The organism is Lysinibacillus xylanilyticus (genome assembly GCF_001183605.1).
GTDB classification, from domain to species: domain Bacteria; phylum Bacillota; class Bacilli; order Bacillales_A; family Planococcaceae; genus Lysinibacillus; species Lysinibacillus xylanilyticus.
Window position 1 is genome coordinate 2,207,706 of sequence record NZ_LFXJ01000005.1, and the last position, 23,331, is coordinate 2,231,036.

At 33.2% G+C, this 23,331-nt stretch carries 17 protein-coding genes; 16 read left to right on the forward strand and 1 reads right to left on the reverse strand.

What is annotated here, in order from left to right:
- Positions 1 to 162: 162 nt before the first annotated feature.
- The 16 genes from ACZ11_RS13565 to ACZ11_RS13640 all read left to right on the forward strand — a co-directional run bounded on the left by ACZ11_RS13565 (position 163) and on the right by ACZ11_RS13640 (position 22,278).
- Positions 163 to 705: a hypothetical protein gene (locus ACZ11_RS13565; RefSeq protein WP_049666881.1), complete on the forward strand. Its 543-nt coding sequence runs from the start codon at positions 163 to 165 to the stop codon at positions 703 to 705.
- Entirely contained in the window at positions 702 to 1,469 is a 768-nt protein-coding gene (locus tag ACZ11_RS13570; RefSeq protein WP_049666882.1) for a hypothetical protein, read from the forward strand. The genes ACZ11_RS13565 and ACZ11_RS13570 overlap by 4 nt, the downstream gene beginning before the upstream one ends.
- A 24-nt stretch (positions 1,470 to 1,493) precedes the next feature.
- Positions 1,494 to 2,492 carry a hypothetical protein gene (locus ACZ11_RS13575; RefSeq protein ID WP_049666885.1) on the forward strand — a complete coding sequence of 333 codons (999 nt, stop codon included), beginning with the start codon at positions 1,494 to 1,496 and terminating at the stop codon, positions 2,490 to 2,492.
- Positions 2,493 to 2,560: 68 nt separating this feature from the next.
- Positions 2,561 to 3,055 carry a hypothetical protein gene (locus ACZ11_RS13580; protein ID WP_049666888.1) on the forward strand — a complete coding sequence of 165 codons (495 nt, stop codon included), beginning with the start codon at positions 2,561 to 2,563 and terminating at the stop codon, positions 3,053 to 3,055.
- A 22-nt stretch (positions 3,056 to 3,077) separates the two neighbouring features.
- Complete coding sequence (locus ACZ11_RS13585; protein WP_049666891.1) at positions 3,078 to 9,521, forward strand: peptidoglycan DD-metalloendopeptidase family protein; 6,444 nt, start codon at positions 3,078 to 3,080, stop codon at positions 9,519 to 9,521.
- A complete protein-coding gene (locus ACZ11_RS13590) occupies positions 9,521 to 10,306 on the forward strand; it encodes a distal tail protein Dit (protein WP_049666895.1) in 786 nt (261 codons plus the stop codon). The genes ACZ11_RS13585 and ACZ11_RS13590 overlap by 1 nt, the downstream gene beginning before the upstream one ends.
- Before the next feature lie 13 nt (positions 10,307 to 10,319).
- On the forward strand, positions 10,320 to 13,154 hold the full coding sequence (locus ACZ11_RS13595; RefSeq protein WP_049666897.1) for a phage tail protein: 2,835 nt from the start codon (positions 10,320 to 10,322) through the stop codon (positions 13,152 to 13,154).
- Between the two features lie 11 nt (positions 13,155 to 13,165).
- Positions 13,166 to 13,612 carry a hypothetical protein gene (locus ACZ11_RS13600; protein ID WP_049666898.1) on the forward strand — a complete coding sequence of 149 codons (447 nt, stop codon included), beginning with the start codon at positions 13,166 to 13,168 and terminating at the stop codon, positions 13,610 to 13,612.
- 21 nt (positions 13,613 to 13,633) lie between these two features.
- Positions 13,634 to 16,900: an RCC1 domain-containing protein gene (locus ACZ11_RS13605; protein WP_049666902.1), complete on the forward strand. Its 3,267-nt coding sequence runs from the start codon at positions 13,634 to 13,636 to the stop codon at positions 16,898 to 16,900.
- 27 nt (positions 16,901 to 16,927) lie between these two features.
- Positions 16,928 to 17,620 (forward strand): hypothetical protein, encoded by a 693-nt coding sequence (locus ACZ11_RS13610; RefSeq protein WP_049666907.1) that lies wholly within the window; start codon positions 16,928 to 16,930, stop codon positions 17,618 to 17,620.
- A gap of 328 nt (positions 17,621 to 17,948) precedes the next feature.
- Positions 17,949 to 18,602 (forward strand): hypothetical protein, encoded by a 654-nt coding sequence (locus ACZ11_RS13615; RefSeq protein ID WP_049666909.1) that lies wholly within the window; start codon positions 17,949 to 17,951, stop codon positions 18,600 to 18,602.
- 170 nt (positions 18,603 to 18,772) lie between these two features.
- Entirely contained in the window at positions 18,773 to 19,186 is a 414-nt protein-coding gene (locus ACZ11_RS13620; protein ID WP_134008538.1) for a hypothetical protein, read from the forward strand.
- A gap of 17 nt (positions 19,187 to 19,203) precedes the next feature.
- Positions 19,204 to 19,485 carry a phage holin gene (locus tag ACZ11_RS13625; RefSeq protein ID WP_049666915.1) on the forward strand — a complete coding sequence of 94 codons (282 nt, stop codon included), beginning with the start codon at positions 19,204 to 19,206 and terminating at the stop codon, positions 19,483 to 19,485.
- On the forward strand, positions 19,485 to 20,168 hold the full coding sequence (locus ACZ11_RS13630; protein ID WP_049666917.1) for a M23 family metallopeptidase: 684 nt from the start codon (positions 19,485 to 19,487) through the stop codon (positions 20,166 to 20,168). The genes ACZ11_RS13625 and ACZ11_RS13630 overlap by 1 nt, the downstream gene beginning before the upstream one ends.
- Before the next feature lie 102 nt (positions 20,169 to 20,270).
- Positions 20,271 to 20,651: a hypothetical protein gene (locus ACZ11_RS13635; RefSeq protein ID WP_049666919.1), complete on the forward strand. Its 381-nt coding sequence runs from the start codon at positions 20,271 to 20,273 to the stop codon at positions 20,649 to 20,651.
- A gap of 553 nt (positions 20,652 to 21,204) precedes the next feature.
- The gene (locus ACZ11_RS13640; RefSeq protein WP_169776078.1) at positions 21,205 to 22,278 is read left to right on the forward strand and encodes a beta-propeller fold lactonase family protein; all 1,074 of its coding nucleotides are present in this window, start codon (positions 21,205 to 21,207) and stop codon (positions 22,276 to 22,278) included.
- Positions 22,279 to 22,595: 317 nt separating this feature from the next.
- Here the strand turns inward: ACZ11_RS13640 and ACZ11_RS13645 are convergent, their stop codons facing one another.
- The gene (locus tag ACZ11_RS13645) at positions 22,596 to 23,330 is read right to left on the reverse strand and encodes a hypothetical protein (RefSeq protein ID WP_049666922.1); all 735 of its coding nucleotides are present in this window, start codon (positions 23,328 to 23,330) and stop codon (positions 22,596 to 22,598) included.
- Position 23,331: the final 1 nt, after the last annotated feature.

Genomic DNA, 23,331 nt, shown 5'->3' on the forward strand with positions numbered 1-23,331 from the left:
TAGTTGGCCCAACATGATTATCTTAATGACTATCTATATTACATGAAAGAAGGTGATGACCATTGTATGTATGAATTAATGTAAAAATATCTAACCTCTTTTCAATTTGAATTAATAGTGAAACCTTCAAAATTGCGCTCTTCTTTAGGAGGATAAAGGAGAATGAAAATAGTAAAAAACATAACCGAGCTTTATCACTCATTGGTAAATGATGAGAAACTCCTTCGTTTACTGTACTACATACCAAAAGATCAATTAGATGACCCACTTGATGACTTAAAAGTGGATGTATCTCAATTACCTGAGAAAGATAGTATACTCAAGAATTTAATAGTTATAGGTGATAAAACTAATGATTTAGCATCAGAAACAAACATTTGTAGAATCTGTTTATACACAGGTCCTCGTATGCCTCAAAAAAATTATCTAAAAAACTTGAATCAATTTACAGATAATCCTTATTCAAGTACTCAGCAATATATTTTTGATTTATATACACCTGATTTTGTTAACACTATTGATTTTCGCCTTGACTGGCTCGGTGAAGTGCTAAATGAAGTATTGTTTCAAGAGGATGTTGAGGAAATTGGGGATTTAAGATTCCATAGCGGGTACCCCATTACAAATATACCTAAAGGTTTTGTAGGTTATCGTTGGATTTACATTATGCCTTCAGGACAACAGCCTAAGGGATTTAGATCATGAATATCACTACTAAAAAGGCATTAGGGAAACCCCTTTTATATAAAGGGCTAAATATTTATCCTGTAAAAATGAAGGATGCAGATGAATTTTATGATGCTGTGCAATGCTTACTTTTGCCTAAGAACGATTTTCAACAACCAGAAATAATTAGAATGTCTTACTTCTTATTTTTATTGGCCATGTCTCAAAACGACGGTGGACATGAAATACTAGAAAAATTAATTTCATTATTTCGTTTAGTTTTCAAAACTGAGGATATACAAATTTCTACGAATGAAAAAGGTATGGCTTTTATGCTTGTCAATGGCATCTCTTTGCATGAACGCGATTTTGATAAAATCAAGACCATCATTAGTGAACAAAATCTTATTGATTTAGATGATGAATTTATCGACCCTGGTACAAAGAAGGCCATTCAAGAAGCTCGTGCGTTTATGGCTAAACGAAAAACAAGACAAGCAGATTTAGAACAACAAATAATTGCATATCATTGTAAATCCGGCTTACCCTACCATGAAATTGAGCATTTAACTCTATATCAATTTCACAAAGGATTAATTCGCATGGACTATATATTAAGTAGTGATGCCATTCTTAATGCGCGCTACTCCGGGATGATTGAACTTAAAAATGAACATGATCTCCCCTATTGGTTAGGCCATATTGAAGAGCCGAAGAAAAATGAGGATGTCATTATTACGAAATCAGCATTTGACCAACAAATGAAAAAACTAGGACTTGAGCCTAGTTCATATCAAAAATAATAACTAAAAGGATGGTAATTTTTTATGACACAACAAAATCAATTTTTAACTTCAGTAGCAAATGTTCGTTTATTTGATCGCTTAACAGATGAATTAATTTTAAATGGTAAAACTCTGCTTAATTCATCTATGACACAAGCAATTCAAACACAGGCAATTCACGCTGGTAAAGGTTCTAAGAAGGTGTACGAGCTCAACTATCAAAAGGAATTAACATTCTCTATTGAAGATGCTGCTTTCGATACTGCCTATATCGCTTTACAAAATGGTACAGACATCAATCATCAACTAGCTGAATACTATACTGACGAAATTATTTTACTTGATGCAAATGGTAAAGGAACGTTAGCTGATACACCTATTGGTAAGGTACATGTGGAGCAGTTAAACGGTATGTTCACTCAATATGCCCCTACTGGTAAAGAGATCTCTGTCCCTACTTTAGCCGGAAAAGAGGTTCAGGTTGTCTATGCTGTTCAGGAAATGATGGATACAATTGAAATCTCTGCGGATTCTTTCCCTAAGGCTGTTCGTATGGAATTAAATGTAGATATTCGTTCTAATAACGGAAAAACTGGAGAAATCATTATTGAAGTACCAAACTTCAAACCTAATGGAGCCGTGGAAATTTCAATGACACATGAAGGCGTTGCTTCTTCCTCTCTAGCTGGTAGCGCACTTTCAGATAAAAAAGGAAACTATGCATATATCAAACTTCGTAATTTATCTGAGGAAAAAGTACAATTCACTGCACTCGCTGCAAATCCATCTCGTTTAGTTCTTGATTCTTCTGTTGCTGGTGATTCTCAACGCATTACCGTATTAGGTATTCGAGGTGCAGGCTACGGTAATGTACTTTTACAAAATAGTGATTTAACTTGGACATCTAAGGCTCCAGAAATTGCAAGCGTTAATGCAGATGGTGTCATTGCTTTAGGCACTTCTGCAAAAGCAAATGATCAAACGATTATTGAAGTATCTGATGGTACGTTTAGTGAAACAATTGCAGTAGATGTTATTTAAGTGAAATAATATAAAATGGGTAGAGATTCAATTCTCTACCCTCTTTATTCTATTGAAGGAGTTCAAAGATGACGAAACGTGAAACGAAATTAACATTAGCAGACATTCAACAAAATGCTGATGCTTTAAATAAGAAACAAAAATTTTACATTGATAAAGATCAAGGAAAATACATTAATTATTACCCAAAATTTAGCAAGCGTAAAATTACAATTTTGATAAGTGATTTAGCAAATACGATTGAATACATTCAACAAAACAAATTGGATTTCTTTCAAAATGATAATGAATTAAATAATTACATTCTATTTTTAATCATCAAACATTTTACGGACTTACAAAGTGAATTAAAAGATAAACCAATAGAAACTCATTTTGCTACGATGAATCATCTAGTTGACATTGGCTGGTATGAAATATTTTTAACTGAAATGTTTACAATTCATGAGATTTCCAATGTGTTAGAGGAAATTAATAAGCGACTAAATTTAAGTATCAAATATTTAGAACTAGAGAAAGAGCTCACCAATTTACAATCCACTGAAGATGGCATAGGCAAGTAAGATAATTAGGAGGGAAAATCGTTTGAGTACTGGTGGTGGACAAACAAAATCAACGGAGCTATTAGTTGCTCTAGGTATCAATGACGAGATTTCGAGAAAAAATATTACTACATACATAAAAAATTTAAAAAACATACCTAATCTAACCATTAACTTGGAAGTAAAAGGACAAAACACTCAAATTTTTAACGAGTACGCCAAACAAATTAAAGCATTAGAACAGCAACTAGAAGCATTTAATCTAAAACTCAAAAATGTTGGAAGCGGAGCATCCCCTACCCTTTCATTTTTCGATGATTTTAAACAGCAGGTTACTCACTCTGTAAAATCGGTTGATACTCTTAATAAAGCATTTGGAGATATAAAAATAAATGTAAACTCATTTTATAAGCAGCTGGCAAAAGTCCCTACTGGCGATCTCCAATCCCTTGAAAATTTCGTATCACAGTTGAAATCGGAAATTGAAACAGTCGCTACTAATCAATTTAAATTAGTTGGCATTCAAGAAACCCAACAAAATCTGCAAGCTTTAGAAAACAATTTATATAACATATATGAACTACAAAAAGCATATGCAGATACTACCAACTTCGAACAATTAACATCCCAAATCACTGAGCTAAATAACCAAATTACAAATATCCAACTTGGTGAAGGTTTAAATATCGCAGGCATCTCAGAAATTCCAAGTCAATTAGACAAGATTAACCAGGGAATTATCGAGTTTGGAAACAATACGAATACTGCTGCTCAAAATTCTACAAATTTCTTAACCTCTTTTATTGATGGAGCAACTAGAGCTTTTGAAATAACAGAACTAGTTAAGAACAAAACAGCTGAAATTAATCCCCCTAAAACTGCAGAAAAAAATAGCGAAAAAGCATCAGCAAAGATAGATGCAGAAACACCCTCTAATAAAGTCGGTGGAATCGCAGCAGTCGGCAGTCTTGCCACAATCGGAAGAGGACTTCTTGCATCGACTGGCATTGGAGCAGCATTAGTAGTTGCAGAATGGGGTATAAACAAATTACAAGAACGCAGCGCTAAAATCAAACAAATGGCTGAAGAATTAGAAGCAGAGCAAAAGAACATTGTTAATTCTTATGTTGCCCATGCTCCAGATATTGAAAGTCTATCATCAAGATTTGCTGAATTAGAGAAATCAATAGCATTAGGAAATACTGATCCTTCTGTCTTAACTGAATTTCAAGATATCTCTAATCAGCTTGGAGAATTCTTACCTCATATTGTTGCCCGCGAGGATGAATTTGGAAATAAGATAATCGGTTCTTCAGAAGCATTGAAAGTAAAAATCGAACTGCTCAAAGAACAACAAGCCTTAGAAGCACAAATTGCTGAACAAGCTGCCCAAGAAAAACGTGATGAAGATATAAAAACTCGAAAGAAATCTATTTCTGAACTAGAGGATAATCAAACTGACATCGCTAAAAAGTTACATCATAAAGCAAGTACTATTCCAGATGACATTACATTTCTGGAAAACGGAAAACCTTTACTAAAAACAACTGAAGATTATAAAAACAAAATAAAAGAAATAAAAAAACTTCAATCTAGTGCTATACAAGATGAGAATTATGAATTAGCGGAGTATTATCAAAATTTAAGTGATGCAGTAAAACAATGCTTGGAAGAAATAAGCGATAATGAAAACAAACTCAATCAGGATATTTCAGCGCAAAAATCGGACTATATTTCTAACATTGCTCATGTAATAAGTGAAAACGACAAATTAACCGATAGCCTAAAAACCAATGCTGAAGGCTTTGCAGCACAATTAATTGCTGCTACAGATTTTAGTGAACTAGACAATTTGCAAGAATCATTAACATCTTTATTTTCGAATGAAGATGCCAATACAGTAATTAATAATATAATCGGGTCTTTCCAAAACATGGAGAATGCCACTTCTGAAACTTTCGACTCAATGGCAAATAAAGCTAAATCTCAGATGGAAAATATATCTGGTGACCTGTCAAAGTTAGGCTTAAGCGAAAAAGAAGTTAATAGCATTATGGAATCGTTAAAACAGCGATATGAGGATACTACTCAGAAACAAAAAGAGTTATCGTTGGAAATGAAGGTTAATAATTTAACATTCGCTGAAGCAAAAGAGAAAGTTGAAGGCTATAAAGGTGAAGTAGAAAAACTCACAACTTCTTATGAACAGCTAGCGGGGGTCTCTCAGAAAAAAGTAAATGACACTTCAGACCTACTATTCCAATATGAGATGTTAACTAATCAAATAAAGGGCTATACCGAAGAAGAGATCCGAAACTATAGTGAAAAAAGTAATTTAACCGCTGAAGAACAGCGCCTTGTTGATATTTTGAATTCTCGTGATTTAGTCATGAATAGCTTGAATAAACTTTATCCTTCTCTTCTTGATCAAGACGGTAAAGCAATATCATTAAGTGCAGAAAAAATTAAAGCTATACAAGCTGAAAATCATGCAAATGAAACATTATTAAAAGCATATCAACTTGCAAGACAAGGAAAATTAAGCATCCAACAACAAAGTGTTGTTGATGAAGCAAGTTTTACAAAAGCAACTATTGAGAATATAAAAAAGAATATACAAGCTTTAAGCATTCTTCAAGCAAAATTACAAGAAGTTTATAACGAGCAAGTAAATAATATGAAGAATGAAGACCCTAATAGTTATACTTACGGGTACGGTGCTTATCGTTCTGGTACATTATTAGGTCAAGCTCAAACTAAAATTAGTGATTATTCTTCTCAATTAAATGCATTACAGAAATCATTAGACTCAGATATTAGCACTATCGATAGCTTTAATATTTCATTAAATAATACTACAAAAACTACTAAAAATAATACTTCAACAACAAAAAATAATACTTCAGCAACAAAAAACTCCATCTATATAACCGATAAATACAAACAAAAACTAGAAGAGTTAAATTTAGAAATTGAAAAGCAACAAAAATTACAGTCTAAATTCCCTGAACACTCTGCTGAATATAGAAGAGCTTTAGAAGAACAAATTAAGTTTGAAAAAGAAAAACTTAAGGTTATGCAAGGACAAGAAGCTTCATTACAAAAACAAATAGCTTCAGGAAAGGTTCAACTAACTGGTAACGTCTCTAGTAAGTCATCCTCTACTACTACCATGTCTAATCAAAAATTAAGTGGTTGGAACGCTCCTAAAACAAGTGGGTTTGGCTCTTCTACTGTTGGGGGTCCTCATCGTGGAATTGACCTTGCTAGTCCTAAAGGTACTCGTTTAGATGCAAATGTATCCGGTAAAGTTATAGCTAGTGGCGATGCAACGAAATTTAATATGAGTAAGACTTATGGGAATGTTGTTGTAATTCAAGATGAAAATGGTCTTAAACATATCTATGCCCACTTACAAAAAGCAATTGCACAGCTTGATAGTACAGTTTCTGCCGGTACACAAATAGGTACAATTGGTAATTCTGGAAGGGTACAAAGTAAAACTGGCGATGGTTCTCATCTTCATTATGAAATTAATAAAAACGGAAAACCAATTGACCCATCTTCATACATCAAAAACGCTCAAAATGGGAAATTTGCAGTTACCTCTACCTCTTCCAGTAGTTCTTCATCTACAGTAGATTCTACTCAACAAGCGATTGACAAAGCTAAGTCTGAGTTAGCTGCTTTGCAACAACAGATTTTGGCACAGATAGAAGTCGTAGAAAATAAACAGCGTGAAATTATTGATAGCTATTTATCTGGATTCGAACGAAAGAAAACAAATATAGATAACTTAATAGAAGCAAGCGACAACAAACTTAAAACGCTTACTGTATCATCTGAGTCTTATCGTAAAGAATTAGATAAGCAAACCTCTGCCTTAAATGATAAAAAGAAAGTTAATCAAAACGAAATTACTTACCTTGAAGGTGTCATTAAGAGTGGTACTGTTTCAGCTAAAGTTGTAGATGAGTATACCCTGCGTTTACATGAGTTAAAAATGGCTAACAGTGAAATTGACTTTGCTATTTGGGATGTAGGCACTCAGAAGCTTGAATCATATATGTCAAAGTTTGATGAACAACGTCAAACTCAAGATAACACTATTGCCTATGAAAAAGCTAAACTCGAAGAATTAGATACTTCTTCTGCTAGGTATGTAAAAACTCTTGCAAATATAAATAATGCAATGAGAGAAAAACAAATTTCCAATCGTGCTGAATTAACTCAATTAACGACTCTAGTAAATGGAAACAAACTTTTTGGTGATGGTTTAGAGTCTGCAAAGAAACGAATCGAAGAGTTAAATATTGAAGTAAAAGAATTACAGATTGATATTCAGAATGGCGATTTTGATATTTTAGTCAATATTAAAACACAGTCAGATAAAAAAGTAAGTGATATTGATTATGATATTAATCAAGCGGAATTGATTCGAAAAATGTTTGATGAAGGTTCTGTTGATTATGAAAAATATACAGATGTTATGATTGATGGGGCAGAAAGATTAGCCAAACAGCATCTAGAAACCAGAGACGCCTTATATGCGGAATTAAAGCAACGTGATATTACTGCTCAACGTGTAGAACAAGTTACAAAAATGATACAAGATGAGCAAACTGCATATGTAAATGCTACAGTAGCCATCAAGGCGTATACGAAACAAAAAGAAGATGCTAAGGAATCGAAGTTAAAGGATATTGCAGAGAAAGCTATCAATGCATATAAAGAATATGTCCAAGAACGTAGAGATGAGCATATAAAAATGCTTGATGATGAAATTAAGCGTGAGAATGAAAAGCATGAGCTAATCATCAAACAGCTTAATGATGAAATGGACTTATTTAAAAAAAATGTACAAGAAAAGCTAAAACTCATAGACCGTCAAGAAGCTGAACGTGATTACAATATGCAAATTGATGACCTGGAGAAAGAGCGTGACAAATTACAGTCAGAATATAATCTCCTATTATTAGATAATTCTAATGAAGCAAAGCAGAAACGTAAGAAACTACAAGAGCAACTTGACAAAATTGATAAAGATATTACAGAAAAACGTCATGGACGTGATATCGAGCTTCAAAAGCAAGGTTTAAATGATCTTCTTGAAACTAAAGAAGATGAGATAAATGGAAAAATTGAGCTTCAAGATAAAGAACATGAAAATATAATCAATAAGATTGATCGGGAAAAAGAATATTGGGAAAAGCATTATAAAGATTTGCTTAATGATGAACGAAAATTTGCTGAAATAAGAGAAGCTATATTATCTGGTCATTTTGAAAATGTTGATGCTGAATTCAAAAAATTTGCAGATGAAATGAGAGCTACAATGCCTCAACTAGCAGATACACTTGACGGTACTATGGGAGCTGTTGGTACTTCAATTAGAAATAACGTAATTCACAATTTAGAAGAAGCTTTAAATTTAATGGAACAATTCAAAGCTAGTCAAGTATCAAAAGATGACGGTTCACTTAATTTCGACGTTAATACGGAGAATGGAAAAGGTGCTGAAACATCTAAGGGTAATTTATCTCAAGGTGATTTACAAGTATTGTTAGGTAAATTCTTATTTGATAATGTCTCCCCTTATGCATCCGGAAAAGATAAAGACACTGTTCGTAAAAAAGCTCAAGAGTTAGCAAACCAAGGTAGGGATAATGGTAGTACCCAATTCACCAAAGAAGACGTTAATTTCAATAAATCTATTCAAGGTCTTACTCTAGCAGATATGGACACTTTATATGAGTATTTTAATAGTAATAAAGGAATTCTAGGTGGAAAATACGATAGCTTCATAGAACAATTTATTAGTACTATTTCTGGAGGTAAGCACGAGGCTACGAATCCTTCAACTTTATCTAAAGAAAACATGAAAGTTATGCTAGGTAAATTTATTTACGAAAAGCTTGTACCTGACCAGTCATTAAGTGCGAATACAAAAACAGCGTTAAAAAGTAAAGCTGATAGTATTGCTGCACAAGGTCGAAACAACGGTTCAAAAATATCGGAAAGTGCAACATTCGACACAATTAAGAGTACATACACTTCTGCACAGGTTAACCAGTTGAAATCATTTTTCGAATCTAATTTAGGAATTATCGATAATGCCACGACTAGAGAGCTGATGCGTCAAAAGATAGCTTCGCTTGATACCGGAGGCTTCATGAATTGGACTGGAATTGGTATTGATGGTAAGGGAGGAAAAGCTATTATTGCTCATCCTAATGAAATTATGTTGAATAAAGCTGATACAAAAGGATTTTTCGACTCAATTGATGTTATGGATAAAGTTATGAGTAGCATAAAGCCAATCCTAGCTAAATTTACTCCACAACCTACTCTAGCTAACTTGAAAACAAGTGGAGATGTGTTCCAAATTCAATTCGGAGATATTATAGAAGCTACCAAAGAACAAGCGGATACATTTGGTAAAACTATTGTAAATAAAATAAAACGAGAAAAAGGAGGTAAATGGTAATGTACCAATCTCTAAATTTCACGTATGATGGAGTGTCAAGTGAAGACATGGGCGTTGTGCTAATCAATGAGGACGGTGGACTTTATAAAGATATTTTTTTACCACAACGTTCCATCAGAGAGAAAAAGATAAATGGAAAAGATAGACCTTATTTTATGGGAGTGGAAAATAATCCACTCTCTTTTTCTTTATCTTTTTTTATTGAACATTGGGAAGATAGAAATAATTTAAGAGAGATAGCTAGATGGATGTTTACAGATTATTATAAACCTCTAATTTTAGAATCTAACCCAAATCGGATTTTTTATGCAATTATCGAGGGCAACAGCAATATTCTTCATAACGGATGTCAGAATGGTTATGTAACTTTAAATATTAAATGTGACTCACCATACAGCTATTCTCCCCTCATTAGACATGATTTATCTGTAAGAGACAAATACGAAGTGTATTTTTACAACGAGGGAGATGTAACTATACGCCCCCAACTTAAAATTTCAAAAATTGGTGATGGAGATATATCTATTACTAATCAAAATAATGGCCAAGAATTTAAATTATCAAATCTATATAACAAAGAAGTTATACAAGTTAATTGTGAAAATGAAGAAATTGTTAGTAGTCTACAAAAATCGCATAACAGATATCTACATAACAATCATAATGACATTTGGTTGGATTTTGATAGAAACTCGTCAGCAGGTTTTATTTTTAAGGGGAATTTTGATTGTGAATTTTACCTTGAATATAAATATTTAAATGAAGATAGACCATTGTACTATTAAAGGAGATAAATAAATGAATATCCTGTCAGTATATATCGATGATATCTTATCCAAAAAAGAAATTACACCTAATATATATCTTTGTAAACCTGACAAAAGTCGAATTTTTAAATTAAAAGATATTTACGATTTAAAGTTGAATCTAAAATTAGGAGCTATTAATGAACTTTCCTTTTCTATACCTTCTCATATTGACCGAAATCACCTTTTAATTGAAAACCCTCTTATTACAGAGATTAAACTTTACTATTTAATTGAATTTCAATTCAAAGGTTCGAAAGAATATTTCGTTGTAATGAATCAAGGTAAATCAATGTCTAATGATGAAGAAATTATTACATATAATTTGTTAAGCACAGGATACCTTTTAAATAATAAATTAATTAAATTATATGAAGCTACATCATACACATTAAGCCAATTAGTTTTTGATTTTTTAGAAGGGACAGATTGGGGTATTGATTACATCGATGTAGAATTTGATGTAAATAATTCGAACTCGTTAAAACGATCATACGAAACTGATAACTCAACTGTATTGCAATGTTTATTTGATGTAGCTCAAAAATTTAATGCTGTTATTTATTTTGATACAGTTAATCAGAAAGTTTCATTTTATAAACCAGAGAAAAACGGATTGAACAGAGGCTGGAAATTAAAAAAAGGAAAATATTTAGAGTCATATAATGTAGACATTAATATAGATGAAATAGTGACTCGCATGTATTGTTATGGTAGTGAAAGACTTGAATTCCGAGCACTCTCCCCTACTGGCTCAAATTATTTAGAAGATTTCAGTTGGTACATATATCCTTTCAAATGCGATGATAATTATAATGTTATCCAACATTCTGAATATATGAGCGATGCATTGTGTATTGCTTTGTTAAAATACAATAAATTATTGGATCATAATGCAAATAATTTTAAAGATTTATCTACTTCACTTTCTACAAAAAAAGCAGAATTGACTACATTAAATCAAGAATTGAGTGTATCTGACACTGAACTGAAGATGCTTAATAATGATTTAGACATTATTAATGCTACATATTTAGATGAAGCACCTTCTAAACCTGAGTGGCAATTAATCATTAATAAAATTAATAATAAAAATTTAGAAATGAATTTAAAAAAGAATCAGATTAATTCCGAAGAAAACGAAATTGAAAAGATAAAAACATCTATTGCAACTTTACGTAATTTATTAGATGCAGAAAATAATTTTACAAAAAGTGAATTACTAGAATTAAATAAATACATAATATGCAAAGACTTCACTGATGACACTATTGTTGAAGAACAAGATTTACTAGATGCTTCAACAAAGTATTTTAAAATTGTTAATGAACCTGCTATCACCATGTCATTTAAAATCACTAATTTTTTAAACGACCTGAAATATGTAGCAGATAGAGATAAGATTAACTTAGGAGATACAGTTAAATTAATCTCAAATACTTTAAATATTAGTATATCCTCTAAAATTATAGAAATCAGTTATGATTTTGACAATAATGATATTTCGTTAATCATAGCTAACGATAAAGATCTACAGGATGATAATTCAAAATTAGTTAATATGATTTATTCGTCTCACAATACCTCCACTACCGTTAATATGAATAAATACAAACTTGATTTAGCTGTAAATGCAAATAATCTAGTTACTCATATGATTAATTCTAATTTTGACACTGCTAGAAATGTACTACTTGGTGGTACAGCAAATTCAAATACAATGACGGAACGAGGGTTTTATAGTAAGGATTTACAAGATGATAAAGCTTTTCTTGTCATTAATAACGGTATATTAGCAATAACAAAAGACGCAGGTAATTCTGTAGAAGTCGCCATTAATAAAAATGGCGTATTTGCCAATAGGTTGTACGGCAGAATGATCTTAGGAAACAAATTAGTAATAGAAAGCGATAATGGACTTTTTACTATTGATGGAACTACTCAGACTATTTTTGATGCTAACGGCGTTAAAAAGATTGAATTAGGAAAATATCAAGATCCAGACTCCCCTTCTCAGTCTAAAAATGGGCTAAGAATTTATGATGGTGCATTCGATATTAGAACTACAGACAATTCTAACCGTGGTGTACAGATTGATGGAAAAGGTATTCGTACTTTTAATAATAACGGCGTAAGGACATTTAATGTTGATGCGGCTACTGGGATGGTAGAAATTATCGGAAGCTTATCTATCCGAACCTCAACTAGTACAAATAGAGGTGTTGTAATAGATGGTACTGGCATCAAAGGCTATAATGCTTCTGGAGGTTTAACATTCCAAATAAGTAATAATGGCGATGCGTGGTTTGCAGGACGATTAGAATGGGCTACCGGAAATATTGAGAATGTCGGTGGTACGTTTACTGGCACATTAAAAGGTGTAGATGGAGTATTTACTGGTAGTTTGTCTGCTGCTACTGGTACATTTCAAGGGATAGTTACAGGTTCATTGAGTGCTGAGACTGTAGATGCTATAAAGATTAAGGCAGAACAGATTACCTCTGGATATATTAAAGCAAATAGAATCCAAGTAGATTCAATTAGTTCTCTATCTGCAAATCTAGGATATATAACATCAGGTGATATTAATATAGATACCGATTTAAAAGTAGGTAATAATATCTATTTAGGTGAAAAATATTATGGTGCAGAAAAACAAATTGTATTTAACAATACAGCCAGAATAGTTTCTACAGGATGGTCAATGAATATATCTGCTCCAGAAGTATATATAGATTCTGCTGTATCAATAGGTAGTAGCGGATACACTACAAGATTTTATGGTCATGTAGATTTTAGTGGAGCTACTGTGAGTGGATTACGCTAAGGAGGATACATATGAATATCAAAATACGAAATTATGAAATAAACTATTTTGCAGATTTCTTACATGGAGCGAAAATACAAGGTACGAAGCTTTCTAGGATGAGAACAAGAATCGTTAGAGATGTCGGTACTTATCTTTCAGAAAAGTTAATGCCAGAATTGCAAATTATTTTAAATAAATACGCAGAATTGGACGCTAGCGGTAACCCGATCATGACCGATAATGGTGCTATTAAATGGAAACCAACATTCTTCGAAAAGGCAATGGAAGATATGTCAACATTAGATGAAGAGTATTATTATCTGGAATGTTCAGAATATATGAAGGATGCCATTATATCTATCGGAGAATTTATCCTTCACAATGACAATATTGAATTAGAAGGAAATGCAGCGACATTCTTTGATAATTGGTGTACTGAATTTGAAAAAGCTATAGATTACTATGCAACGAAATAAAATCAGAAGAGGAGTGATTAAGTGTTAAGTAATAGTTGGGTTGTTAAAGCTGATATAAAATTTAAATACTACTCATCAGTACCAACGTTCAGAAGAAGAGACACTGCTATTATTAATTTCCTTATATATGATAATAAAAAAATATATGATATATCTTCATTTTCTAAAGGTGAAGTCACTATCACCTTCCCTCAAGGTGGCTACTTAAAACGCCCTTGTCAAAAAGTCAATATAAATGGAGTAGATTATATTCAATACATATTCAATAAGGACGAAATAGTTGAACTTGGAGTATATAAAGTTATTTTATCATTCGAAGATAATACAGGAAGAGTTTCTCTGCAAGAAATTTTAGTAGGCTTCTTTGATACTCTAGGCACTTCTGAGTTAGCATACATAGAACTCATACAGGACTTACAAAATCAGTCGGATTACCTCGAAAGCATAGTTAACGACATTATTCAAAAAGATGAAAAAGGCGTTGCTGACGGAGTAGCTAAGTTGGACTCTAATGGCCAAATAGACATATCCCATATGCCTTCATTTTTAGAAAATCATATGAAGGATAGTGTATTTAAGAACTGGGTTCACGGTTTATATATAGATGAAAACTTCGTTGCTAAATATAAAACTAAAGATGGTGGTGAAGAAAACGTTGGTCATCCAGACTTAAGTGATAGCCTCCGTCTTTTTGTTACTGTTTCCGATGAAATTGCAAACCTTACATTCTCAGGAAAAGGATCTGCTACGGTTAAGAAGTATATGTATGGAGATAAAACGTTACAAGACACGAAGGTAAATGGTACTTTATTTACAGCTAACAATTTCCCAGTAGATAAGGTGGGAATTTGGTCTATCTACTACAAAGATGATAGTGATAAAGAGTATATCTATAAATTCCCTGTTGGAGCAGAAAATTTAAAAACTCCAAATATTACAATTCCTGTGTCAGAGGGAGAGGTCACAGTTAAAGATGATAGTACATATGCATTAGAAATTCAGAAATGGGATACAGGAATTCGAGATGCAGCATACTTCCGAACAAATGGTAATGTATTTGCAGATACTTTTATTGTAGATACTAAAGGTACATATAGTGTTTACCGAAAATATACAAACGGACTTGAAATTGTTAAAGTGTTTGAAGTTAAGGCAAGTGATTTAATCACTGTTCCACCAAGCATTACTTTATTATTAACTCCTAATAATCAAACTTGGACAAATACTGATAAAACTGTAAATGTTGCTATTACTGAGAAGACTACAATAATAGACAAGAGATATTACTATTCAACTTCTGATAATATTTCTATTGCTAATTTTAGAAACGATAGTAATTATGGTACGTCTATGTTTTCTAATAACCAAAATGTAGTAATTAACAATAATGGTTATCTCTATGTATACGCAAAAAATAAAGGTAACTTAGACACTATTCAACAAATTAGTATAACTTCTATTGATAAAGTTTCTCCTACGGCTACGTCTTCACAAACGCAATCTAATGGAGTAGTAACAATTACAGTAAATGCTATAGATGCTGATTCTGGAGTAGACAGAATTATCAAGCCCGATAGCAGTGTAGCTTCTAGTGCAAAAACTACTTATTCTGTGACAGCAAATGGGGATTATAATTTTACTGTATATGACAAAGCAGGAAATAGATTTGCATTAAAAGTTACTGTTAATAGTATCATTATGACTCCTCCTGTTATTACTTTAACACCTTCAACTACTTCTTGGACAAATCAAAATGTAACAGTAAACATAAGCGCAACATCTCAAAATGGTATCTCTGTAATAAAATGGGCTAGTGGTGATCAATCAGCAGGATATTTCAATGCTGGAGGCACTACTGTTACGACAGGATACTTCTCAGTGTCTACTAATGGAGTATATACGGTTTATGCTAAAGATAATATAGGGACTGAGGCAATAAAAACAATTAATATTTCAAATATTGATAAAACAGCACCAACTCTTAGCATTACCAGAACTACTACTTCAACACAAGTAACTTTCAATGTAACAGCATCAGATAGTGAATCTGGTGTATATAGAATTGTTAAGCCAGATGGTAGTATAGTTTATTCTTCATCAACAACATATATCGCAACGGCAAATGGAAGTTATTTATTTGAAGCATATGACAATGCAGGAAACAAAGCTTCAAAAACAGAAAATGTCAGTGGTCTTATTGTTAATACTAATAAGAAGGTTACTGTTTCAGGTGGTACAATGTATCTGATGACTATGAGTGGAGATTTATATGCTAATGGTAATGAGGAATGGTACAAAAAAGGAAATGGACTTTGGAGTATGTCTGGAACATCATGGAAAGATGATGATACCCCTGATAAAGCATTAATTTCTAGTGTTATTAAAGTTGCAAGTAATACCAGTAGAGCTAGTACATGGTTCCTAACAGCCAATGGCGACATATACGTATTAGGGAGTAATAATAAACGCTATACTGGACTTACAGCTAGTCCAATAACAGTACCAACTAAGTGTCCTAAAATGTCAAATGTAAAAGACTTCGTTTTAATCGGCGATACTATTTTTGTTAAAAATTCATCGGATGAATGGTATGGTTGGGGAGAAAATTCATACGGAGAATTAGGTTTAGGACACGCAAACATTGTGGATACACCTGTAAAAATCAATTTTGTTAGCAATATTAAACAAATAACTCATGGAGCGACTAATGTTTTATTTTTAACAGGCAGTGGAATAGTGTATGGAGTGGGTGCAAACAGATATGGCGAGTTAGGGCTTGGTCATAATGATCAAGTTAATACTCCAACTCAGGTTACTTCTCTATCAAATATCTCATATCTATCACAAAATGGTTATTGCAGTTTCTTTGTAAATACTAGTGGGCAAGTCTATACTACTGGTCTTTCAAATAGTGGAGAGCTTGGATTAGGTAATACGACACAAGTATTGACTCCGACATTAATTTCTGGGGTGTCAAATGTTAAGAAAATTACTACTGGGTCATCGGGTGTAGTAGCTCTTACAAATAGCAATACAATTTATGGATGGGGCGAAACTAATGCTATAGGACTTGGAAAGCCATTTGCTCCTAACACTACAACTCCTAAACTACTGTCATTATCAAATGTAAGAGATGTTGTTTCAGATAATAACAGTACAGTATATATTACAAATAATGATGAAATTTATGCAAGTGGATGGAATATAGATAATCTATTTGCAAACTCTGCATATGGTGATGAAATTAATAGTATTACAAAACTAAATAACTGGACAGCTCTACAATAGTAGAGCCGTCTTTTAGGTGGTGGCAACTTGTTTAAAAATGAATATCTGTTAGACATAGACTTAAAGTTTGTACCTAGTTTTACTTCTCCCCGATTCAGACGAGGAGATACAGCATTACTAAAATTTAGAATACATGATAATGGTATAGCTTTCGACACAACTCAATTTGACAAAGCAGAAGTAACAATAGAGATGCCTAGTAAAGTTAAACTAGTCGATTTAGCAAAAAAAGAAAAAGTTGATGGAGCAAATTTGATAGTATTTCAATTTGCTCCTTTACATATGGTGGAAGCTGGTATTTATACAGTATATTTAACTTTAATCAAGGGTGATGATAGGGTCTCCCCTACTCCTATAAAAGTTAGATTTTATGATAATTTATCTCAAGAGGATTTAAGTTTCATATCAATTATAGATGACCTAAAGAAAGAAATTGATGCATTTCAGCTAAAATTAACGCAAGGTATTAATCTTAGTGAGATTAGTGCTCCCAATGGCGTAGCATCTTTAGATAGTGATAAAAAGATTTCAGAAAGTCAGACACCAGACTTTCTGAAGAATCACTTAGCTTCGTATGCTAGAAGTGATGAGGGTGTTCATGATATTAAAATCTCATCTAATGGCTTAGCTATGGTTAAAGATAAAGATGGAGTTTGGAACAATGTGATATTTTCTGATAAGCCAATTAGTGAAGGTACTCTCCCCACACACACCTCCTAACAGCGTCATTAAAGATTTAACAGTGACTATTATATCCAGATGGTGAAATACCTACTTTACAGAAGTAGGCTTATTGAGAGATAAATTCTCTGATTTAAGAATAAAGGTTTCACCTTCGTTTTTAGTACTTACTAAGTTATAGAAATTGGTACTTATACACTCTACAATAAATGTGGACTATCACACAGGTATCATTAACTGTTATGGCAGACCTAATTCTACATTGAAAACCATGCTAGAACAAAAAGTACCATCAAATAGATATACATATAGTGATTTTTAAAAGAGGGGCAACTCCCCTCTTTTTTATTATGAAAGGAGATTTAATGTGGCACAAGAAGTTAAGCTTAATATGGATATAGATGGTGAATTTAAAGTAAGTGATTATTCCTTTGCACAATCAGAGAGAGCTTCATTTCTTTTTAGATTAATTAAGAATAGCTATCCATTAGACATAAGCATTTTTAATAATTTAACTATAGTATTTAGAAATAGTAGGAATGCCTCTCAAACATTTACTGTAACTGCCAATAGTAGCAATCTAGTAACAGTCAATAACGAGAAATTGGTTAGAGTACAATTACCAGATGACATGATAAAGGTAGACACTATCTTTAGTGCCTCAGCAACTATTAAAATCAGCAATTCCAACAAAGTCCTACCTGCATTCTCTTTAGTTGTCTACAAAAAAGATTCGGCAGAGATGAGCTATGTAAGACAAGTGATAGGTCAGCTTAATGAGACATTTGGATTGTATGCCAATATGATTAAGAATGATAAACTAGGTACTGCTAATGGAGTAGCTATAACAGATTCTAACAATAAGATTTTAGAAGAATATTTACCAACATTATATAAAAGTCACATTAATACTAATATTAGCACAGGTATGGTACATGGCTTAGGATTAAATTCTGAAGGTAAGATGATATACTACGACCCTGCCGATGGTAATACTAAGCTTGTAAAAAGCCCAATATAACCAATTATCATCTTAAATAGAGGTGTAGCTACAGTAACTGATTTTGCTCCACCAGTTAACTGAGTAATTTATAAAGTACATAATTAAAAATAACCATAAATTCTGTTTAGAGTAGGTGTGAGTTAAATCTCCCCTACTCTTTTATAATTTTGATAAAAGTCGGTGATAAATTGGAGAATGAAAAAATTGGAGAACGATTAGCAAGTATAGAGACAGAGTTAAAAAATCAAGGCAATAAACTCACCAACTTAGAGAAAGATAAAGAATTACTTTACCGCTTAACAATAGTATCTGAACAACAGCAAGAAATGAATAAAAACCAACAAATACAATTAAATAAAATGGATAAAACTTTTAACAACATAAATTTAAATCTAACTAAATTGAATTTGTCTCAAGATGAATTACAAAATAATATAAAAAACATTAGTAAACGTGTTGATGGTATCGAAGAAGATTTGAAAACTGAATCAAGTAAGGGGACAATCTCATTCAATGAAATTCTATATAAGTATCTTATATGGTGGATTTTACTACCAACAGTAATTATCAGTGCATGGATATTATTTAAATTAGGACTATAAGAAAGGGATTGATATCTATGAAAATCAATTGGAAAGTCCGCATTCATAATCCTCAATTTTGGATTACGTTAGGATTATCAATTATTACGCCCTTATTCGCCTACTACGGTATTACAGGAGCCGATTTGACTACTTGGTATAGTGTGAGGTCCTTAATCGTCAATGCGGCTTCTAATCCATACGTATTGGCTTTGATGGCTGTAAGTACATATAATTCAATTTTAGATCCTACAACTGCTAGTTTGAGCGACTCGTCACGAGCTTTAACATATAAACAACCGAAACGAGATGATCAATAATGGCAAATTTTATTTGTCCCCTGAGGAATGCGAGATTAACGAGTAAATTTGGGTGGAGAAATATTGGCTATGGAAACGAATGGCACCAAGGTGTCGATCTTGCATCAACAGGCAAGGCACCCATTTATGCTAGTGCTGCTGGGGTCATTAGTCGAGCACAGGTGTTAAGTAGCTATGGGAAAGTCGTTATGATTAAGCATACTATAAACGGTAAAACATACGAAACGAATTATGCACATTTAGATTCCTATTGTGTTCAGGTTGGACAAAGAGTGGTGCAAGGACAGCAAATTGGTATTATGGGTAACACGGGACGAGCATTCGGAATACATTTACATTTTGAAATTCATAACGGACTTTGGGATAAAGGCCAACCAAATGCTATTGATCCTATGAACTTTATTTCATTAACGAATGAAACAAATACTGCTTTAACTAAGGAAGGCGAATTAACGATGTCACAATACACTGAGTTGCTAAATAAAATAAAAGAGCTTGAGGAGGCTTTAAAAACAAAACAAGCTATTACCCCTCCTATAAAAGCCTCTAAAACGCATATTGCTGCATGGGAATGGTTAAAATGCCAAGGCATTACCGATGGCTCAAACCCTCAAAACTTCTTAACACGTGAGCAATTTGCATCAATGCTAAAAAGATATAATGATTCAATAAACAAAAAATAAGTTTACTTTATACATAAAATTTTCTATATAACATAAATTCATTCTTCTCTAGTTAAACCATGTTACAATGAAAAGTATTAATGGCAACTAAGGAGATATTGCATGAGACTTTCAACAATTTTAAATTTTTGTATTCTTGTATTTTTCACCTTGCTATTCGTCAATGATTTCTTTCCACACACTACAATAGCTGAGATTCTATCAAAAAAAATAATCCTTCTTATATTAATGGCTCTTGTAATTATACAAATCGCTTCAGACAAAGATAGATATAAAAAGCTTTCAAAAAAAGCCTATGTTGGCTTAACGGTATATACAGTCGGGCTTTGGATTGTATTAACATTGCTTGGTGGCGAGTCACAAATAGGTCTATCCTTTAACAGTCCTATTTTTTATATTATCGTACTGTTACTTGCGCTCGATTTATTGCGTATTTTTCGTCAATCAAAGAAAGAGCAGTCAGAGGAAAAAGAAAAGCAGTAAATACTTTTTATTGTTAGAACATATACCATAGTTAGTTGATTGTAGTGGAGGCAGGGCGACTCCTTCGGGGGATTAGCAATAGAGGAACGAAGGCTAAGAGCATCATATCCTGTGATAACGCCTTCGTGACCAACATCGTGTCGCTGCCGCTTCGCTTTCGCATAGAAAACATTTATTGGCCCAAAAGGCTCCTAGGAAAGCGCCCAGTCGGAACGGCAAACACACACGTTATGGTACTATCCATCGATTTTTATATACTAAAACAAAAAGCATGTCACTGATTGAGCTTTATTCGGAAGCTTCAATCGGCAGACATGCTTTTCTTATGATTCTTGTCATTCATTTTAAATTAAAGTCATTTTTAATAAAGAACCTTCCGGAGAATCACCAGCAAACACTTTAATTTATGAATCAAACAATGATTGTAAACTAATTTAAACAACTACTCAACACTGTCCAAAATTATTTAGTTAAGGTAAAGCGTACAAGCAACATAAGTCTTTTTGCATATAGTATCAATGTATCAAAATATATGATAGAAAGGGTGTGCATTGTGGACAAAGAAAATAAATTTATAAAATTCAAGTTTAGATCAAATCCAAGTTGCCATTGTAATTGTTGTGGTTTTTGTTGCCCTTGTCGTTGTAAGCCACCATTTATACCACCATTTATACCTGAACCACCACCACCTCCACCTTGTCATTTTTTAGTGTACGTTACAGACGCTGGTCAGGCAGCTACTCCTGATAATAGGGTATCAGTAATTGATACAGCGACAAATACAATAGTCGCTACCATTCCAGTAGGATCGGCACCACTAGAAGTAGCGATTACACCAAATGGAGCATTTGGTTATGTTCCAGCTCTCTTCTCGAATAATGTAACGGTTTTTGATACTGCAACAACCGATGTAGTCACTACCATTCCGGTAGGAAATCAGCCTCTTGGTGTAGCGATTTCACCAAATGGAGCACTTGCTTATGTATCAAATCATGGACCTGGAGCTAATTCTGTATCTGTCATAAATACAGCTACAAATACCGTAACCGCTACTATTCCAGTAGGGGTCCTACCTCAAGGTATAGCTTTCACTCCGAATAGTGCATTTGCTTACGTTGCAAACGAAAACATACTTCCCAACCCAGGTTCAGTATCAGTTATAAATACGGCTACAAATACGGTGGTTGCTACAATCCCTGTTGGACTTCGCCCAAGATCAATCGTTATTACACCGAATGGACAATTTGCTTACGTTACAAATGAAAGTAGTAACACTGTATCTGTAATTAATACTGCAACAAATACGGTAGTTGATACAATTCCTGTAGGATTAGGACCTGTGGGAACTGCCATTACACCTGATGGAGCATTTGTTTACATTGTAAATAAAGGTAATAATACTGTATCTGTCATAGATACAGCTACAAATATGGTGATTGCTACAATCCCTGTAGGATTATCTCCTGACCAAGTTACTATCTTGCCGGATGGAACACTTGCTTATGTCACAAATCAACTTGACCAAACTGTGTCTGTCATCGATATAGCAACAAATACAGTAATCGATACAATTCCAGGGTTTAACGGTCCAACTGGTATAAAAACTGGAACAATCTGCCTGAACTAGTAATCCAGCGTCGTTAGGAATCAAGGCTTTCAACAAAGGAAGGTTCCTGTTTTTTCATCATCTATATAATAAAAGACATACTTCAATTGCCTTTAGGAAACTGAAGTATGTCTTTTCGATTTTGTTATGAAGTTCTGCTACTTTGAAATCTTTGACGTAGAACTTTTGACCAAGTAATTACTGGTTCCTTATTGTTCACTGCCTTCTAAATGTGTTGGTAGTTCTTTCGATTCCACCGACATATTTGACAGCTATTGAAAATTAGGTAGCTCATTGCTTCCCTCTCAAACCGCATTATATAAGCATTAAAATAGCCTTTAGGATTCTAGTACACTTAAAATAGCATCAAGATCAGTGACAGCAATATCTAGGCGTTCCTTTGCCTCAATATTTTGCTGTTTTAATTGACTAAACTCTAGCAAATTTTTCTCATGCTTTAACTTGATAGAAGACAAGCGTTCAATTCGCGATTCTACCTTTTCAATTGCTTGCTCACAAACTGCTGTCCATATCTTTTCTGACTGCTGCATTTCAGTCGTTGATGGGTTATGTTGACGCATAATTCGTGCATATACTACTTCAATTTGTTCAATTAGTTCTGAATAAAAATGTCGCTCAACACGAGTTGTTTGAAATGTTGGGTGCTCTCCCTCTTTTGCATATGGGGTAATTTGACGTAGTAGCTTTCCAGCATTTTCTCCGAAACCATGTGATAAATTCAATACATTCATTAACTGTAAAAGTAAACGAATTTCTTCTAGATTAATAAGCTGTGAATCGATGCTTTCCTTTAGCTTTAAGGATTCCATATAGCGTCGATCAAAGTGCTCAATTTCACCATTGCGTTGCTCTACTAAATGATCACTTGCATTGTCTTTTAAGCTTTTAATATAGCGAATTGCATGGCTTTTCAGCTCTTCCATCGACAGCAAGTTGTCATTGTCTTGTTGTGGCTTTCCTCGTTGAACATACGCAAATGCATCCATTTTTTTGGGCCATTGTGCTGCTGGGGTTTCTTCTAAGACATTATAGCGTATATAAATTCCGTGCATT

Excerpts from the sequence above, each read along its gene's own strand:
- ACZ11_RS13565 (WP_049666881.1), top strand. The coding sequence starts at position 163 with ATGAAAATAGTAAAAAACATAACCGAGCTTTATCACTCATTGGTAAAT.
- ACZ11_RS13570 (WP_049666882.1), top strand. The coding sequence starts at position 702 with ATGAATATCACTACTAAAAAGGCATTAGGGAAACCCCTTTTATATAAA.
- ACZ11_RS13575 (WP_049666885.1), top strand. The coding sequence starts at position 1,494 with ATGACACAACAAAATCAATTTTTAACTTCAGTAGCAAATGTTCGTTTA.
- ACZ11_RS13580 (WP_049666888.1), top strand. The coding sequence starts at position 2,561 with ATGACGAAACGTGAAACGAAATTAACATTAGCAGACATTCAACAAAAT.
- ACZ11_RS13590 (WP_049666895.1), top strand. The coding sequence starts at position 9,521 with ATGTACCAATCTCTAAATTTCACGTATGATGGAGTGTCAAGTGAAGAC.
- ACZ11_RS13595 (WP_049666897.1), top strand. The coding sequence starts at position 10,320 with ATGAATATCCTGTCAGTATATATCGATGATATCTTATCCAAAAAAGAA.
- ACZ11_RS13600 (WP_049666898.1), top strand. The coding sequence starts at position 13,166 with ATGAATATCAAAATACGAAATTATGAAATAAACTATTTTGCAGATTTC.
- ACZ11_RS13625 (WP_049666915.1), top strand. The coding sequence starts at position 19,204 with ATGAAAATCAATTGGAAAGTCCGCATTCATAATCCTCAATTTTGGATT.
- ACZ11_RS13630 (WP_049666917.1), top strand. The coding sequence starts at position 19,485 with ATGGCAAATTTTATTTGTCCCCTGAGGAATGCGAGATTAACGAGTAAA.
- ACZ11_RS13635 (WP_049666919.1), top strand. The coding sequence starts at position 20,271 with ATGAGACTTTCAACAATTTTAAATTTTTGTATTCTTGTATTTTTCACC.
- ACZ11_RS13645 (WP_049666922.1), bottom strand. The coding sequence starts at position 23,330 with ATGCACGGAATTTATATACGCTATAATGTCTTAGAAGAAACCCCAGCA.